Annotated in this window: 15 protein-coding genes, 1 tRNA gene, 2 pseudogenes and 1 riboswitch; of the genes and pseudogenes, 14 read left to right on the top strand and 4 right to left on the bottom strand. The window is 39.7% G+C overall.

Annotated features, from left to right (window positions below):
* The first annotated feature begins 17 nt into the window (after window positions 1–17).
* From LI162_RS00140 to LI162_RS00130, 3 genes and pseudogenes are all read left to right on the top strand, one after another.
* Window positions 18–200: a hypothetical protein gene (locus LI162_RS00140; RefSeq protein ID WP_227155400.1), complete on the top strand. Its 183-nt coding sequence runs from the start codon at window positions 18–20 to the stop codon at window positions 198–200.
* 129 nt (window positions 201–329) lie between these two features.
* Window positions 330–530, top strand: a pseudogene (locus LI162_RS00135) (ABC transporter ATP-binding protein); the annotation flags it as partial.
* Window positions 531–541: 11 nt separating this feature from the next.
* A complete protein-coding gene (locus LI162_RS00130; RefSeq protein WP_227155399.1) occupies window positions 542–3,304 on the top strand; it encodes an ABC transporter permease in 2,763 nt (920 codons plus the stop codon).
* Window positions 3,305–3,332: 28 nt separating this feature from the next.
* On the opposite strand, the gene LI162_RS00125 is transcribed toward LI162_RS00130, so the two are convergent.
* Both LI162_RS00125 and LI162_RS00120 read right to left on the bottom strand, forming a co-directional pair.
* Window positions 3,333–3,518, bottom strand: a complete 186-nt coding sequence (locus LI162_RS00125) for a hypothetical protein (protein WP_015528194.1) — start codon at window positions 3,516–3,518, stop codon at window positions 3,333–3,335.
* Window positions 3,519–3,800: 282 nt separating this feature from the next.
* On the bottom strand, window positions 3,801–4,826 hold the full coding sequence (locus LI162_RS00120; RefSeq protein WP_227155397.1) for a CPBP family intramembrane glutamic endopeptidase: 1,026 nt from the start codon (window positions 4,824–4,826) through the stop codon (window positions 3,801–3,803).
* 498 nt (window positions 4,827–5,324) lie between these two features.
* On the opposite strand from LI162_RS00120, the gene LI162_RS00115 reads away from it, so the two are divergent.
* Window positions 5,325–5,474: a hypothetical protein gene (locus LI162_RS00115; protein WP_015528192.1), complete on the top strand. Its 150-nt coding sequence runs from the start codon at window positions 5,325–5,327 to the stop codon at window positions 5,472–5,474.
* 507 nt (window positions 5,475–5,981) lie between these two features.
* Here the strand turns inward: LI162_RS00115 and LI162_RS00110 are convergent.
* Window positions 5,982–6,052: transfer RNA gene (locus LI162_RS00110), tRNA-Trp, on the bottom strand.
* 51 nt (window positions 6,053–6,103) lie between these two features.
* Between LI162_RS00110 and LI162_RS15850 the strand changes: the two are divergent.
* Window positions 6,104–6,415 (top strand): annotated as a pseudogene (locus LI162_RS15850) (PD-(D/E)XK nuclease domain-containing protein); the annotation flags it as partial.
* Between the two features lie 78 nt (window positions 6,416–6,493).
* On the opposite strand, the gene dapA reads toward LI162_RS15850, so the two are convergent.
* Entirely contained in the window at window positions 6,494–7,378 is an 885-nt protein-coding gene (dapA, locus tag LI162_RS00100) for a 4-hydroxy-tetrahydrodipicolinate synthase (protein ID WP_020436996.1), read from the bottom strand.
* A gap of 199 nt (window positions 7,379–7,577) precedes the next feature.
* Window positions 7,578–7,749: riboswitch (Lysine riboswitch) on the bottom strand.
* A gap of 336 nt (window positions 7,750–8,085) precedes the next feature.
* Between dapA and LI162_RS00095 the strand changes: the two genes are divergently transcribed.
* From LI162_RS00095 to grpE, 9 genes are all read left to right on the top strand, one after another.
* Window positions 8,086–8,901: an FAD binding domain-containing protein gene (locus tag LI162_RS00095; protein WP_020436997.1), complete on the top strand. Its 816-nt coding sequence runs from the start codon at window positions 8,086–8,088 to the stop codon at window positions 8,899–8,901.
* A gap of 1 nt (window position 8,902) precedes the next feature.
* Window positions 8,903–9,397 (top strand): (2Fe-2S)-binding protein, encoded by a 495-nt coding sequence (locus tag LI162_RS00090; protein ID WP_020436998.1) that lies wholly within the window; start codon window positions 8,903–8,905, stop codon window positions 9,395–9,397.
* A 2-nt stretch (window positions 9,398–9,399) separates the two neighbouring features.
* Window positions 9,400–11,766: a xanthine dehydrogenase family protein molybdopterin-binding subunit gene (locus LI162_RS00085; RefSeq protein ID WP_020436999.1), complete on the top strand. Its 2,367-nt coding sequence runs from the start codon at window positions 9,400–9,402 to the stop codon at window positions 11,764–11,766.
* A gap of 287 nt (window positions 11,767–12,053) precedes the next feature.
* Window positions 12,054–13,046, top strand: coding sequence for an Rpn family recombination-promoting nuclease/putative transposase (locus LI162_RS00080; protein WP_020437000.1), 993 nt, complete (start codon window positions 12,054–12,056; stop codon window positions 13,044–13,046).
* Between the two features lie 47 nt (window positions 13,047–13,093).
* Entirely contained in the window at window positions 13,094–13,381 is a 288-nt protein-coding gene (locus LI162_RS00075; protein ID WP_020437001.1) for a hypothetical protein, read from the top strand.
* Window positions 13,382–13,450: 69 nt separating this feature from the next.
* Entirely contained in the window at window positions 13,451–13,966 is a 516-nt protein-coding gene (locus LI162_RS00070; RefSeq protein WP_020437002.1) for a GNAT family N-acetyltransferase, read from the top strand.
* 226 nt (window positions 13,967–14,192) lie between these two features.
* The gene (locus LI162_RS00065) at window positions 14,193–15,443 is read left to right on the top strand and encodes a glutamate-5-semialdehyde dehydrogenase (RefSeq protein ID WP_020437003.1); all 1,251 of its coding nucleotides are present in this window, start codon (window positions 14,193–14,195) and stop codon (window positions 15,441–15,443) included.
* 348 nt (window positions 15,444–15,791) lie between these two features.
* Window positions 15,792–16,841, top strand: a complete 1,050-nt coding sequence (hrcA, locus tag LI162_RS00060) for a heat-inducible transcriptional repressor HrcA (protein WP_020437004.1) — start codon at window positions 15,792–15,794, stop codon at window positions 16,839–16,841.
* Window positions 16,842–16,874: 33 nt separating this feature from the next.
* Complete coding sequence (gene grpE / locus LI162_RS00055) at window positions 16,875–17,528, top strand: nucleotide exchange factor GrpE (protein WP_054751834.1); 654 nt, start codon at window positions 16,875–16,877, stop codon at window positions 17,526–17,528.
* Window positions 17,529–17,570 lie beyond the last annotated feature (42 nt).

Here is a 17,570-nt window from a genome sequence, read left to right as displayed (position 1 = left end):
AGAGATTTGTAAATAGATTGATTGGAGATGGAAATAGTACAGTTGAAGAAAGTCAATTTCAAAGTAATTGCGAAGAAGTTGTGAAAGTATATAAATATGCATTTGAAACAGAATCAGATGAATATTATGAAAGGTTTGAAATAAGCCGAGAATTAAAACAAAAATGTATTGCAGCAAGCAATGGACATAAGTATTATTAATATATAAAAGCAAGTGGGGACTTCTGGAAAGAAAAGATCTGCTTGCTTTTAACGTATAAAGAAAATGTACACAGTACACAAATGTACATACCGTTAAAGCCCCTATTTTCAAGGCATAAGGGGATAGGGGTACAGTTTACGGATGAACCGACCGGAAATCTGGATTCTGTTACAAGTATGGAAGTCGTAGGATTACTAAAATCCTGTGCTGCAAGATTTCATCAGACAACATTGATCGTGACGCATCAAGAAGAGGTCGCACAAATGGCAGACAGAGTAATACGTATGTCTGATGGAAAAATCTATACAAGAGATTGTAACGATTGTTAGGAGGGATTACTATGATTCACAAGAACATTCCAAATAACAATAAAGACATAATCCGATTTCTGGCTAAAAATTTTGCAGGCACAAAAAAGGTGAGAAATACGATTCTATTTTGCTCGATCGTAATCGGTATTGTTGCTATTACCATGGTATTCGGAATCTCCTTTGGAAAAATACAGGCAGAAGAAATAAGATTAATCAGAGAAAATGGAACTGCTTCTTCGGGGAGAATAGAAGATGGAACAGAAGAACAATATGCAAAATTAAAACAACTGGATTATATAAAACAAGTTGGAAAAAGTATTTTTGTAGGTGAAGCTACAGAAGTTTCGGAGAACAATGCAAAAACGATATGTGATATAGTCTGGGCTGACTCAGAAAGCTGGAATGATTTTTTGAGACCGGCATATACCAATGTGATTGGAAGCTACCCACAGAAAAAGGATGAAATTCTATTATCTGAGCGGGCATTGAAAAAACTTGGTATCTCTGAACCGGAACAGGGAATGGAAATAAACTTAGATGTATACAAAGGTGTGTTCGAACATTCAAAAGAAAAATTCGAATTGTGTGGCTGGTATACAGACTCTGGAAATGAATTAGCAATCGGATATATTTCACATGACAAAATTAAAGAGTTGAAACTGGAAAAGGGTCCTTATACTTTACTTTTCAGTCAGAGTGATCATTTAAACAGGAGTAAAACAGAGGAAAAATTATATCAGACATTGCCGATGAAGAGTGCAGATCAGAAGATATACGTTTCTGATACAGCACAATATACTGCTGTTTCTAAATTCGCAGGTGGATATGAGATGGTGATATTAGGAACAATAGGAATTTTGTGTGGAATATATTTCCTTGTACGCAATGTCCTTTGGATATCCATGAGCGAAGATGTTCAAAATCTCGGACTGCTCCACACAATCGGAGCCACAGAAAGACAGATTACAAAAATATACCGGAAACAAATGAGGTCACTCATGTTAAAAGGTTCTGTCTTGGGAAGTTTGATCTCTGCACTGATTTTAGTCTTATTAATACCGGAACTATTAGGTTTCCATTTTTATCAGGAAATGGGAGGGAATACAATACTTTCCTTTTTCAGACCGTGGATTCTTTTGCTTTCTGTTGTATTTGTAAATGGAATTTTGTGGATAGCATCGGAAGGCGTTATTAGAAAAATAACGAAGCTGTCTTGTATTGAGAGTGCTGCTTATAACGAAAATACAGTTGCCAGAAAAACAAAACACTCTGGGAAAATAGTGCACAGACGTTCTGAAACAGGAGAAATGCTTTATATTGCATGGGGAAATATAACACGGCATAAAGCACGATTTATCATTACAAGTCTTTCCATATTTTTAGGAGTCCTATCCTTTGTTCTAATGAATGTACTTACAAATGGATGTGATTATAAGCATCTTCTTGAGAAACGTCCTGATTTTTTGCTGGCAGGAGAGTTTAGCGAATTTGGGAAAAGCCAGGGGTGTGGGGAAGAATATAAAACAAGAGAAATCGATGTGGATCCTTTGCTGACGCAGGGAGATGGTGTGGAACTGTTGTATGATAACGATTATGATGAATTTTCACCAATCTCTCAAGAGTTGGAGAAAAAATTACACAAGATAGATGGTATCGATTGGGAGAATTCTAATCTGATCGAAGGAGCTTATGTAACTACAGTTATGTCCAGAAAGGGCATCCGTCCTTATGATGAAGGGCTTTCGAATCTTACAAATGACAATATGGTGGAAGTATTCTGGTGGGATACGGTGCAGATTTTAAATGAAAATCAAATCTTGTCGCTTAAGAAATACGTTCAGGATAATCAACTCAATATTGATTTGAAATCTTTGGAAGAAGGAAATGGTGTGCTGATCATACATGATCATATGCTGTCCCCGGAACAGCAAAAACTTGCAGATGAAGCAATTGGCGAACCGGTATACTTTAAAACTTTGCTTTCAAGAGAAGATGCGATTCGTAGAAAAGAACAAAGTAATTCTGAGAATAAAGAGAAACAACAGGAAGACGAATTCCCTCAAAAAGAATCTGAAACATTTACTCTATGTGGTTATTTGGATCGGCAAAACGATGATTTCCCGGAAATAAATCAATCCTGGCATGGAGAAGGCAGCTTATACTATTTTATCAGTGAGAAAGGCTTTCAAAAGATACCAACTGAGAAAAAGATATTAACAATGGAATTAACTGCCAATCCGGAAAAAGAACCTTATGTGAAAACACAGATCAGCGAGCTGGTCTCCGAGGAAAATAAAAAACGATCCGAAATGACAGAAGTATCAATGGATGAAGGAACCGGCGAAGCAGGAGTTTTTGTTATCTGTAAATCAGACCTGATGCAGCAAAAAGAAACATATATGCGAGGAAATCGAATTCTCTTAGGTGCTGTAAGTATCATATTATTCATTGCTGGATTGACCAATTATTGTAACGTTGTATTCACTGGGATGTACGCTCGACGAAAAGAGTTTGATGTAATGAAAAGTATTGGAATGACCGATAAGCAAATGAAATTAATGCTCTTTGGAGAAGGAAGTTATTATTTTATGTGTGTGGTGGGATTGTTATTTACTGTAGGAATGGCAGCTTTGGTTGGGGTAAAGATTTATATGGAAAATAAATTGTCATATTTCACATTCCGTTGGCCGATTCTTATTATCGCAGGAATAATGCTATCACTTTTAGTGGTTAATGTTCTGGTTACCCATTTTGTTGTTGGTTTTTGCGGTGAAGAAAAGGATTCGCATTGATACGATGTCTAGACACTGTGTTTTGCCTTCACTTTTTCATCTTCGGAGCAATAAGCAGCACTACTGTCACAAGAAAATATACACCATACAGTAACCAAGTAATTGTATTGTTCCAAGGGAAACTCTTTTCTGGATGGTTCAATGCAAACATTATAAATACAATAGCTATAATTAACATTATCACACCGATAATCCTTGATATACTCTTTTTCATGAAAAGCACCTCCTCATCAAACTGGAATTTTCTTATGCTCCTGTTCTATTTTACAACCACAGTGTGGACAATATTCTTCACTATTTATAGGTACAACCCTTAATGATTTGCCACAGAATGGGCAGTGATTTTTGATTACAATTATGATTAACCTATTATAAGTTATGCCACTTCAATTTTTGCAAATATCATCCAATCTGCAATACATGAAATTTAAATAACTATTCCTAAAAATGCCGGTACTCCTGCAAATTGTTCTAAATGATTTGAATGAATTCAATATTATGCTTTTTTCTCCTTAAATGACTTCAGAAAGATCACCCATCCAAAGATCAGCAGATTCATTACCAGTGCCACAGGAATATCTCCCCAGTGGATTTGCTGATTCTGAAGTACATCCGCAGAGTACGTTCCTGAAAAAACTACCACCATATTATTGTTCAGAAAATGAATAATTATCGGAACCCAGATATTCTGGGTTTTCATATAAGTATATGCCATAAAAATCCCCAGTGAAATACAGGTAATAAACTGGCTTGCCAGAGCCGCCAGCCCCATATCCGGCGTAGTGTAATAGAAGAAGTCTATTGGCAGATGCCATACAGCCCACACACAGCCCAAAAGGATTACGCCGCCTTTTAGTCCAAATTTTTTCTGAAGAAGAGGCTGAAGATAATATCTCCATCCGTATTCTTCTCCAAAGAATGCCACTACTGACAGGAAAAAGTTTACCAAAACAGTAAAAAATATGATCCAGGTAGTAGGATTTGCCATTATTTTGCCAAATTCAGAAAGCTGGCCGCTCAGAGCACAGGCAATCACAAATCTGAGAAGATATAATCCAATAAACAACAGGATCATACGAATAGATATATTCCAATGTTCGCTGTTCAGTCCATAGGATCTGCGCTTTTCTTTACCGGATTGCAGAAGAAGAATCCAGAAAATAACGCTGCCACCTATTATAACGTACTCCATGATCGGTGCCCACTGAGAATATGGCATGCTCATCAGATCTCTATTTTGGGGAGCCAGAACAGAAGCCGCCGTGCAGACAACCAGCACCGCCGTGAGAGCTACAAAGAATATGTAAAAAGCCGTTGGAAGATTTTTATCTCCTTTTTTGGTAATTAAATAAGCCATCATCACACCTGCTGCTGGATACAGCATCTGCGCATTTGGAAAAGCGCTGAGATCAAGACCTTTTCCATAGCCATACCACATCAGAAGTCCCATTACATATGTGATACCGTATGCTATAATCACATAGATCAAAAGCTGTTTTTTCTCTGTTTGCATAAATTTCATAATTCCTTCCTTGTAACTTCTAATTTGTTACTTACATGATATCATACTTTAGACACTTAGGCACAGGTTATTCTCCAAATTGGAGAAAACTTAAAACATTGATTTACTGCAAAGCATAACGAATCTTTTATTAAACAAGGGCAAGATGCGCCCTTGAGTAACTCTAATTTCCTTTTGGAAATCAGGATACCTGGCAATCTTGATGGGGATTTCGCTCCCCATTCCCTCGAACTTGTATCAATCAACAGATTTTTAATGGCTTACTACTTGAGTAGACGCAGCTTTCCGTTATATCTGCAGAGTAGTCATGACGGAAAGGGGAATATTATTTTGAAAAGAGAACGACATCAAAAAGCAGGAAAAAGAACTAACGGTACTATGACCATTAAAGGTTGTTCTTAGGAATATTTTTCTTTACATTCATTAATAGTATGTTATACTAGAATAAATCTGATAAATTTGAAACACTTACTATAGTTATTAGAAATGGAGTTTTCTATGGATTTACAAATGATACTATTTATTGCTTTAATCATTATTTTTTTTATAATTCCGTTACTAGTATTTATTATTAAATCTGCAGTAAAGCAAGGAATTTTGGAAGCTTACAAGATTATTAAAAATGATAAAGATAATAATATTTTATAACTCTAATCTAAAATCTAGCATGTTCAATAAAAATCCTCTTTTTTAAAGAGTTGGATATTCTTCAATTATTTCTTGTTATTAGTTGTATAAGACTCATATAAGGTATCTACTTAATAGAGGAAAAGAGAATTATAGATGTTTTGAGGGAAAGTGGCTATTTTTAAGAATAGATCAATCAACTTTGTTTTATTGTATTTTGATACCCTTGTGTTAATATCTGGATAAAAAAGAAATGCCCTAACAGTATTCTTCATGTTTATGTGAATATGAATTAATCTGCTAAGGCATTTCTTTTTATTTGTATCTTTAAAATATCATTTAAAATAATTAAATTTTTAGCAAAGTAGGTCTTTTTGGTACCATATGAGACGCATTTGTGCAAGATTTCCTCCTTCTTCAGATGTTTCGAACATGCGGTTGATTACCTTTTTGATTACCTTTGCTTTTTGGAAAAAAAGAAAAAGCCTTAAAACAGCGATTTTACGCGGTTTCTAAGGCTTTTTAATACAGGGGATGAGAGAATCGAACTCCCACCAAAGGTTTTGGAGACCCCTATCATACCATTTGACCAATCCCCTATTCAGTTGTCGCTTAACTCAAGCGACTTGTTAAGTATACCTTATGGAGTGATGAATGTCAAGAAAAAAATAAAGAAAATTCAAGAAATGTTTCAAGGATGGTTCTCTAATTCTGAATCAAATTATAACGCATTTATCAAAGCGATGCTTTGGGGGAATGTGAAAGAGATGAATACTTATATGAATGAAGTTGCACTAGCTACATTCAGCAGTTTTGATACAGGAAGACATACGTCAGGAAAAAGTCAGCCGGAGCGTTTCTATCATGGATTCGTTCTGGGACTTTTGGTAGAATTAAGAGATCGTTATGAAGTAAAGTCCAACAGAGAAAGCGGTTACGGGCGATATGATGTGATGTTAATACCAAGAGAAACGCCGGATCAGGCAATTATAAAAAAGGAAGAAGCGACCTCAAAATCACTTCTTCCTTTCTTTGTTCTCTTACAGAATTCCAAGATCCATCATTGCTTTTTTCAGAACTTCTTTATGTGCATCTTCCATCTCTGTCAGAGGTGCTCTAAGAGTTCCAACTTCTTTTCCCATCATGTTAAGAGCAGCCTTAACCGGGATCGGGTTCACTTCACAGAAGAGAGCATCAACCAGTGGAAGTGCATCTAACTGCATCTTGCGGCTACCTGCGATATCTCCTGAGAAGAATTTGTAGCACATGTCATGCACGTAAGCCGGAGCTACGTTGGAGAGAACGGAGATAACTCCGATTCCGCCAAGTGCGAGAAGCGGTACAACCTGATCATCATTTCCTGAGTAAAGATCAACGTTGCCATCACAAAGATGCATGATCTGTGCAACTGTGCTGATATTTCCAGATGCTTCTTTAATACCTACGATGTTCTCAACATCTTTCACAAGTGTTGCAACTGTCTGTGGCTGAAGTCCACATCCTGTACGGCTTGGTACATTGTACAGAATCGCCGGAATATTTACTTCATTACAAATAGCTGTGTAATGAGCAATCAGTCCGTTCTGTGTTGCTTTATTATAATATGGTGTAACGAGCAGAAGTCCGTCAGCTCCATCTTCCTGAGCTTCTTTGGACAACTGGATCGCTGTTCTTGTACAATTAGAACCTGTTCCGGCGATGACCGGGATACGGTGGTTCACACGCTCAATTGCAAAACGGGTTGTTGCTGCATGTTCTTCCTCTGTCATAGTAGCGGATTCACCTGTTGTTCCACAGATGACGATCGCATCTGTTCCGCCTGCAATCTGCTCCTCTAACATCTCATCTAATTTGTCATAATTGACCTCAAGATTCTCTTTCATCGGAGTAACGATCGCTACACCTGCGCCTTTAAAAATTGCCATTCTTTTTATCCTCCTTCAACATGGTGAAACAAAGTATTACTGGTCATAGCAGGTTATTGCGCATAAGTTCCTTGTGAACGATAATTATAATAGCCATGAGCAGTAACTGTTTAATATACATCTATGCAAGAATGCGTAAACTGTAAATAAACATAAAAGAAACGGCAAGATGCGCCGTCCCCAAATATACATTATGTATAATTCAGATAGCTCTCCATCTTGCGATGACAGTCATGCCGCTATTCACGTCATGCCCAAGAACAAGAACTCAGGATTCTTACCCTTTCGGCATCTTTCCCTTTCCGATGAGTTCTTCTGTTCCTGACACATCCGTCACCTTACTTATGAAAAATGCAACCTCTATCTACGTTTCCGTGTTTAAGCAAATAATAACACCGAGGGTACAATGATGTCAACATGGTTTCTGGATTTCTTTCTTATTTATAGTACCCGGGTTATAAGTACACCTTATAAAAATTGATTATAATAAAGTATAACCGATTTTTTGACTTTTTTCTTATATATATGATATCATTAATTCGCTAGATGTGTGAATGACAAAGCTGTTTCATTTGCACTTTTTTTATGCTTGTATGTTTGTTTTTTGAAAAACAATCGCAAGAAACGACATAAGATAACAAGAGAAAATTGCGAGGATGAGAACCGCGATTCTTGGAAAAGGTATGTGGATAGGAAGGAGACCTACTGTGTTAACAATCGGTAATTACGTGAAAGTTAAGACACTGGAGGAGGCTTACGAGCTGAATCAGGCAAGAAACAGTCGTATCATGGGCGGCATGATGTGGATGAGATTAGGAAATGCAAGAGTGAAGACAATCATTGATATGTCGGAACTTGGTTTGAATGAGATTGAGGAGACAGACCATGTATTCCGCATTGGAGCAATGTGTACACTGCGCCAGCTGGAAGAGCATGAGGGGCTGAGAAAATTCTATGGGGACGGAATTGCAGAAAGCCTTCGTCATATTGTTGGAGTTCAGTTTAGAAATCAGGCAACAGTTGGAGGCAGTATCTATGGAAGATACGGATTTTCTGATGTGCTGACTGCATTACTGGCACTGGATACATTTGTGGAATTATATAATGGAGGAACTGTTCGACTTTCTGAGTTTGTAAACAGAAAAGCAGATAAGGATATTCTTGTATCTGTGATTGTCAGAAAGAGCAAGAGAAAATTCCGTTACGAATCAATTCGTCAGACAAAGACAGATTTCCCGGTACTGACATGTTCTGTCGTAACAGGAATTTACAGAGGTCAGGAGTCCTGGTTCTTTTCGGTAGGAGCAAGACCGATGAAAGCGGCATTGCTTGAAAAGCAGTGGGAGATCCCGAAAGATGCTACAGACGAGCAGCTCACAGAGTATGCAAAACGTGTGGCAGCAGAATTTACTTATGGAAGCAACATGCGCGGAAGTGCGGAGTACAGACAGCACCTTGCGGAGGTTCTGCTTCGCAGAGAGATGCGCTCAATTTTAGATGAATATAATGCGGAGGAGAAATAGGATGGAAGTACAGTTTACCCTGAATGGAAAGAAAGTAAGTACAGAGATCGCTGCAGATACAGTCCTGTTGAATCTTCTGCGTGATCTTGGATGTAAGAGTGTGAAATGTGGATGCGAGACAACAAACTGTGGTTTGTGTACAGTATGGATCGACGGAAAATCCCGCCTGTCATGTTCTGTTCTTGCAGCAAGCATTGACGGACATGAAGTGACAACACTTGAGGGTGTGGAGAAAGAAGCAGCAGAATTCGGCTCATTTCTTGCACAGGAAGGTGCAGAGCAGTGTGGATTCTGTTCCCCTGGATTCATTATGAACGTGCTCGCAATGTTCCGTGAATTGAAGAGCCCTTCTATAGAAGAAATTAAAGAATATCTGGCAGGAAATCTGTGCCGCTGTACAGGATACATGGGACAGCTTCGTGCAATCCAGAAATATATGGAAGTCAGAAATACAGCAGTTAACATTACAGTAAAGAAAATGGGCGGGGAGGAGTAAGAATGGAAAGAATAGATAAAGTTCAGAATCTGATTCCTGAGAAACCGGAATTTGTCCACAGCAATCAGGAAAAAGGAGAAGCTATAGAATCCCTGAAGATTGTAAACCGTCCTGTCGTAAAGAAAGATGCTGCTGCACTTGTTACAGGAAAAAGTGTTTATACAAATGACCTTGCACCGTCAGACTGTCTGATTGTTAAAGTGATCAGAAGTCCATATGCACACGCATTAATTAAGGATATTAACACAGCACGTGCTGAGGCTGTACCTGGAATCGAATGTGTTCTTACATATAAAGATTGTCCGGATAAGAGATTTACAATGGCTGGTCAGACCTATCCGGAACCAAGTCCGTATGACCGTCTGATCCTTGACCAGAGAGTACGTTTCGTTGGAGATGCAGCTGCAATCGTGGCAGGAACTTCAGAGGAAGCAGTTAAGAAAGCGATGAAGCTTGTGAAGATCCAGTATGAGGTTCTTGAACCGGTACTTGATTTCCGTACAGCAAAGGATAATCCAATCCTTGTGCATCCGGAAGATAACTGGAGAAGCCTCTGCCCGGTTGGCGCAGACAACAAGAGAAATCTCTGTGCACATGATGTATGTGGAGATGGAGACGTAGAAGCAGTTCTTGCAAAATGTGATCACGTGATCGATCGCGTTTATCATACAAAGGCGAACCAGCAGGCGATGATGGAGACTTTCCGTACTTATACATATTTAGATGCATACGGAAGATTAAATGTCGTTTCATCTACACAGGTTCCGTTCCATGCAAGAAGAATCCTTGCTCATGCACTCGATATTCCGAAGAGCAAAGTACGTGTGATCAAGCCGAGAATCGGTGGAGGATTCGGTGCGAAGCAGACTGTAGTTTCCGAAGTTTATCCGGCACTTGTCACATGGAAGACAGGAAAACCGGCGAAGATCATTTACACAAGAGAAGAGTCTTTGATCGCTTCTTCACCGCGTCATGAGATGGAACTTCATGTACGTCTGGGAGCGGATAAAGAAGGAAATATTAAAGCAATCGATCTCTATACACTTTCCAACACTGGAGCATTTGGTGAGCACGGACCGACAACCGTAGGTCTTTCCGGTCACAAATCCATTCCACTTTATGGAAAGACAGAAGCATTTCGCTTTACATATGATGTCGTTTATACAAATGTTATGTCAGCAGGAGCTTACCGTGGATACGGAGCAACACAGGGACAGTTCGCTGTAGAATCAGCTGTAAATGAACTTGCAGAAGTTCTCGGAATGGACCCGACAGTGCTTCGTGAGAAGAACATGGTACGCCAGGGCGATAAGATGCCGGCTTATTATGGCGAAGTTACAAACAGCTGTACACTCGACAGATGTCTTGCCAGAGCAAAAGAAATGATCAACTGGGATGAAAAGTATCCATACCGTGATATGGGAAATGGAAAAGTACGCAGCGTCGGAGTTGCAATGTCCATGCAGGGATCTGGAATCTCAGCAGTAGATACAGGTGCGGTTGAAATCAAAGTAAATGATGACGGATTCTACAGTCTGATCATTGGAGCTACTGATATGGGAACAGGATGCGATACGATCCTTGCCCAGATGGCAGCAGAGTGTCTTGAATGTAAACCGGAAGAAGTTGTTGTATTCGGAGTAGATACAGATATCTCTCCATACGACTGTGGTTCATACGCATCCAGTACAACTTATGTAACAGGACAGGCAGTTGTTAAGACTTGTGAATCCCTTCGCAAGAAAATCTGCGAGCGTGGAGCAGAGTATCTCGGATGCAAGCCGGAAGATGTAGATTTCGATGGAGAATATGTAACAGAGCTGGCAACAGGAAAGCAGATTTCAAGAAGTCAGATTGGAAATAATGTAATGTGTTTCAGTAACGCACCACTTTCCGCAAGTGAAGCATTTTCCTCACCGGTATCTCCACCGCCATTCATGGTTGGTATGGCAGAAGTTGAGATCGACAAAGAGACAGGTGTACTTGAACTGATCGATTACGTAGCAGTCGTAGACTGCGGAACAGTTATAAATCCGAACCTTGCGCGTGTACAGGTGGAAGGCGGAATCGCACAGGGAATCGGTATGGCACTGTATGAAGATGTTGTATATAACGAAAAGGGAAAGAACTTCAGCAATTCCCTGATGCAGTATAAGATCCCGACTCGTCTTGATGTCGGAACAATCCGTGTTGAGTTCGAGAGCAGCTACGAGCCGACAGGACCGTTCGGAGCGAAGTCTATCGGAGAAATCGTAATCAATACACCGTCACCGGCAATCAGCAATGCAATCCAGAACGCGACAGGAGTGATCATTAGAGAACTGCCGATGACAGCGGAGAAAATTTACAGAGGAATTTCTGGGCGTTAGACTTGGAGTCGGGGAAGAATGAAGTGAAATAAGGAAGCTATCAACTACGATAACAACGAATGGAGTTGAATATCGTCGTTGATAGCTTTTTTACGTTGACATTGTTATTTTATTCTGCTATAGTAAATCCACATCAAAATCTCAGACGTATATTTTCTATATTTCATTTGTCTGAATGTGTTATCGAAAGGATAACTTTATCTCATATTCAAGGCTGTATCAGCAGGAGATTCCATTTTGATGAGTTACAAAATAACAAAAGAATAAGAAACCAGGAGGAAGCGTCTATGGGAAAAGCAGATGTTAATGTGAATATCTGGCTAAGTGAGAAGAAAAGATTTGCGAATTTATTTAATGGTGTGATTTATGGTGGAAGGCAGGTGATATTGCCAGAGGATTTGGAAGAAGTGAATCCTGTTTCATCTGTTAGTGTGAAAAATCGGACCGGGAAAACAAAAAACATGAAAAAATACCGCGATATCATTATGAAATGGCGAAATCAGGCTACACTTGTGTTACTTGCAAATGAATCACAGGATAAGGTTCATTATGCAATGCCGCACAAGGTAATGCTTTATGATGGAATGGATTACGAAACACAGATTCGGAATAATTGGAAAAACTTTAATGACCGACGAAAGCAGAATAAAAAAGCAGGTCAGTCGTTAGAGCATCTTACCGCAGGAGAATATCTGTCGCGATTTCGAAAAAAAGATCGATTGATACCGATTATTTCATTAGTCTTTTATTATGGTTCAGAACCGTGGGATGGACCTGTTGATCTGTATGATATGTTTCGGTTGGAAGGAACGAAAGAAGAGAAAGAAATTTTGGAGAAATATCTTCCCAATTATAAAATCAATCTTGTAGACGCAGAACGATTGGAAGATGTTGAAAAATTTTCGGATGATTTACAAGTGATATTAACTATGCTAAGATATAGGGACAGTAAGGAAGAACTGAAACACTATATTGATGAAAATAAAAAGTTTTTTCAGAATGTTGATTATGAAACAAGTCAGGCGATGAAAGCATTTTTGAACATGAAACAAATACCAAGTGAAACAGAGCAGAAGGAGGAGATGGTAGATATGTGTAAGGCAATACAGGAAATGTATGATGATGGAGTGAAAGATGGAATTCAGCAAGGAATAGCAGCAACTATTAGAACGTGTCAAAATTTGAATGCTTCTAGAATAGAGACGTTTAATAATGTTCGGAAAGAGTATAAATTAACAGAGGAGCAAACAGAGGAATACTTAAACACATATTGGAAGTGAGGCTGAAACAAATACCACGAAAAACAGAGCAGAATGAGGAGAAAGAGATGAACGCAGTAGAAGCTTTAGATGAATTACAGCGCAAAGCAAGACATGATGATAAATTAAGAGAACAGTTCATAAAGACAAGGGATGCAGAAGATCCTCTTGGAGGATTCTGCTCTGTATGTCGTGAGACGGGTTATGAACTTTATCCGATGGATATTGTGCAGGCGGGAGATGAATTTTATGCCGCAATGAAGCGCAGTACGAATGGTGGCGGAGAGAATTCACCGGTGCTTACAGGAGAGGATGACCCTTATGAATTGTTTTTTGCAGGACTACAAGAACTGTAAAAATAATTTTAGTGTATAAGCATTAGACATAAATGAACAGAAGTGATTACAAAATAGGAAGATTTATTGATGATAAAGATAATTCGCGTTGGAAGAGAGCGCTTACGAGAAGCGTACGAAATTGTGAATAAGGTAGACCAGGGGATGAACGTTCCGGAATGGTTTGTTGCAGAAACGTATGAAGAATTTGATTTCTGGATGAAGAAGGAACGAGGTCTTTTATATCTTGCTGTTGATGAAGAGGGCAAGGCGGGAGCTATGTTTTTCGTAATTTTACCGGGCGCTCACCCGGATAATCTGGGATATGATCTTGGAATGGAGGAAGAGAAACTGAAGCTTTGTGCTATGATGGATACGGCGGCTGTATTACCAGAGTTTCGAGGGCACTATTTACAATATAAAATGATGCAGCACGCGGAAGGTGATTTGAGACAGATGGGATATCGCTACCTGCTTTGTACGGTGCATCCGGAAAATGTTTTCAGCAGATCAAATGTCATGAAACAGGGGTATCAGAAGATGCTTACGAAGGAAAAATATGGCGGATTCTTAAGAGATATCTGGATGAAAAATATTATAGAATAAGAAAACAAACATCGGAATAAACATCTGATGTTTGTTTTCACAGAAATGCACTAATACGTTAATACGTGAAAAAGATAAAGCAAAATACTGATATAATATAGAAAAAAGAAAAGGTGTGTGGTATACTCTCGACATAGCCTCTGGCAGGATTGCAGAAATGCCGAGGCATTCCTGAATGGAAACTGATAGAGATATTTAACGGCAGGCTGATGAAAGGAGCAATAAAATGGAGACATATATGCAGATGCTTGGAAGACTTGCAAAGAGTGCATCCCGTGAGGCAGCAAAGCTTGGAACGAAGGCAAAGAACAGAGGGCTTCTCGCAGTAGCGAATGAACTTGTAGAAGAGAGAGAATTGATTTTACAGGAGAATGCAAAGGATATTGAAGCTGCGAAAGCGAAAGGCGTGAAGCAGTCTTTGATTGATCGATTGGCACTGACGGAACAGCGAATTGAAGACATGGCAGAAGGTCTGCGTCAGATTGCAGCACTTGATGATCCCATCGGAGAAGTGCTTGGCATGAAGACAAGACCGAACGGGCTTCGTATCGGAAAGAAACGCGTACCGCTTGGCGTTGTCGGAATTATCTATGAATCCAGACCGAATGTGACAGCAGATGCATTCGGACTTTGCTTCAAGACTGGAAATGCGGTAATTCTTCGCGGAGGAAGTGATGCGATCCATTCCAATCGGGCAATTACCCGTGTAATCAAGGAAGGACTCCGCAAAGAGAAGTTATCTCAGGATCTCATCCTTCTTGTGGAAGATACAAGCAGAGAAGTTGTAAATGAGATGATGAAGATGCATGGCTGGATCGACGTCCTGATCCCAAGAGGCGGAGCGGGACTCATTGCAAATGTTGTCGCAAACAGTACGGTTCCGGTAATTGAGACAGGAACCGGAAATTGTCATGTATATGTTGATGAGACAGCAGACATTAAGATGGCAACAGATATTATTGAAAATGCAAAGACACAGCGCCTTGGTGTGTGTAATGCATGTGAATCACTTGTGATTCATTCCAAGATAGCAGATGCAGCTTTGCCGAAGATTGTAACAAGACTGAAGGAACATGGTGTAGAGATACGTGGAGATGAGAGAGCACAGGCAATCAGTTCAGAGATTATTCCGGCAACAGAAGAAGACTGGGGAACAGAGTACCTGGATGCAATTATTTCTGTAAAGATTGTTGATTCCATCGATGAGGCAATCACACATATCAATACATACAATACAGGACATTCTGAATCCATTATTACAAAGGATTACGACAATGCATTGAGATTCCAGGATGAGATCGATGCGGCAGCGGTTTATGTAAATGCATCAACAAGATTTACAGATGGATTCGAATTCGGATTCGGTGCAGAGATCGGAATCAGCACACAGAAGCTTCATGCAAGAGGCCCGATGGGACTCGAAGCATTGACAACAACAAAGTATATTATCTTCGGAAACGGACAGATCAGGGGATAGTATAGATAGCAGGTTTTAAAATCCAGGTCAATTAGTGTAAGTTAAATAAACTTGTCTTTGACCTGGATTTTATGTATCATAATTCAAGTCAACTTATGATTTGGCTATAAGCTTGCCTGGAATTCACAAAATTACAATCCAAGTCAACAATATTTCTATAAAATCACATTTCCTCCCCCAAAAAGCATCCTATTAATAAAATAAGAAGAAAATAAAAAACTTATAAAAATAACAATCAGTGTTGACAAACAGAAATCGAGGTGCTATCTTAGTATCTGTAAGGTGTTAGCACTCAAAAACAAAGAGTGCTAATAACAAACAAAGATGAACAGAAAGGGGAACACAGAGATGTCTGTAGAAGCTGAATTAAGTGAAAGAAAACTTACGATATTGAAAGCCATCATACAGAATTATCTGGAGACTGGCGAACCGGTCGGATCACGAACCCTTTCAAAATACACAGATTTGAAATTAAGTTCCGCAACGATAAGGAATGAGATGGCAGATCTGGAAGATCTTGGTTACATCTTCCAGCCACACACATCGGCAGGAAGAATTCCATCAGATAAGGGATATCGCTTTTATGTAGATCTTCTGATGGAGAATAAGGAGCAGGAGATTAGCAAACGAGAGGATGCACTTCTTGAGAAGACCGATAAGGTCGAGAAGGTACTCCAGCAGGCAGCAAAGGTTCTTGCTTCGAACACCAATTATGCAACGATGGTTTCCGCACCGGTCAACAGCCGGAACACATTGAAGTTCATTCAGCTATCACAGGTGGATGAAGAACAGATCGTAGCAGTCATCGTACTTGGTGGTAATGTGATCAAGAATAAGATCATTGAAGTTGGAGAAACCTTAAGTAACGAGAATCTGTTGAAGCTGAATATGCTTCTGAACACGACACTGAATGGATTATCCATTGATCAGATTACATTAGGTCTGATTGCCAGATTGAAAGAACAGGCTGGTATCCACAGCGAGGTTGTCGGCCATGTACTGGATGCAGTGGCAGAGATCATTCATGTAGATAATGACATGGAGATCTACACAAGCGGCGCAACGAATATTTTCAAATATCCGGAGCTTAGTGATAAGCAGAGCGCACAGGAGATCATCAGTGCATTTGAAGAGAAACAGCAGCTGGCAGATCTGGTGACAGAGACACTGGCAAGTGAGGAGAACAACGGCATACAGGTTTACATCGGAGATGAAACTCCGGTTAAGACCATGAAAGACTGCAGTGTTGTTACCGCCACATATGAGCTGGGAGAAGGTATGAAAGGAACGATTGGAATCATCGGTCCGAAGAGAATGGATTATGAACATGTCATGAAGACGCTGAAAACGCTGCAAAGTGAGTTGGATGCGATTTATAATAAAGAACCCAAAGAGTAATAATAGGAAGGTAGAAAGCTGGTGACAGAGAACATGAGCAAAGAAGATATGGTAAAAGAAGCTGTTGAAGAGGCAAAAGCAAAGGCTGCAAAAGAGCAGGCAGAAGCTGAAGAGACAGTAGAAACAGAAGATGCCCAGGGAGTTGAGGCTGAAGCGAAAGAAGCAACAGAGGAAGCAACTGAGACTGAAGGAGATTCAGAAGCAGCATCAGAAGGTAAGAAAAAGTTCTTCGGAAAGAAAGAGAAGAAGGACAAGAAAGACGAGAAGATCGAGGAACTCACAGACCGCGTTACTCGTCAGATGGCAGAGTTTGATAACTTCCGCAAGAGATCTGAGAAGGAGAAATCCCAGATGTACGAGATCGGAGCGAAAGATATCATAGAAAAGATTCTTCCGGTTGTAGACAACTTCGAGCGTGGACTTGGTTCCGTACCGGAGGAGGAGAAGAATGCTCCGTTCGTAGAAGGAATGGAGAAGATCTACAAACAGCTTATGACTACACTGGAATCCGTTGGAGTAAAACCAATCGAGGCAGTTGGTCAGGAATTCAATCCGGATTTCCACAACGCAGTGATGCATGTAGAAGATGAGGGGCTCGGTGAGAACATCATCGCAGAAGAATTCCAGAAAGGTTACATGTACCGTGAAAGTGTTGTAAGACACAGCATGGTAAAAGTAGCAAACTAATTTGATTTTTAACAAGATTCAGAGATTAGATAGAGGAGGAAA

It is taken from the genome of Mediterraneibacter sp. 210702-DFI.3.120 (assembly GCF_020561005.1).
GTDB lineage: Bacteria > Bacillota > Clostridia > Lachnospirales > Lachnospiraceae > Mediterraneibacter > Mediterraneibacter faecis.
The sequence above is the reverse complement of the archived record's forward strand: the minus strand, read 5'-3'. Positions and strand labels throughout refer to the sequence as shown.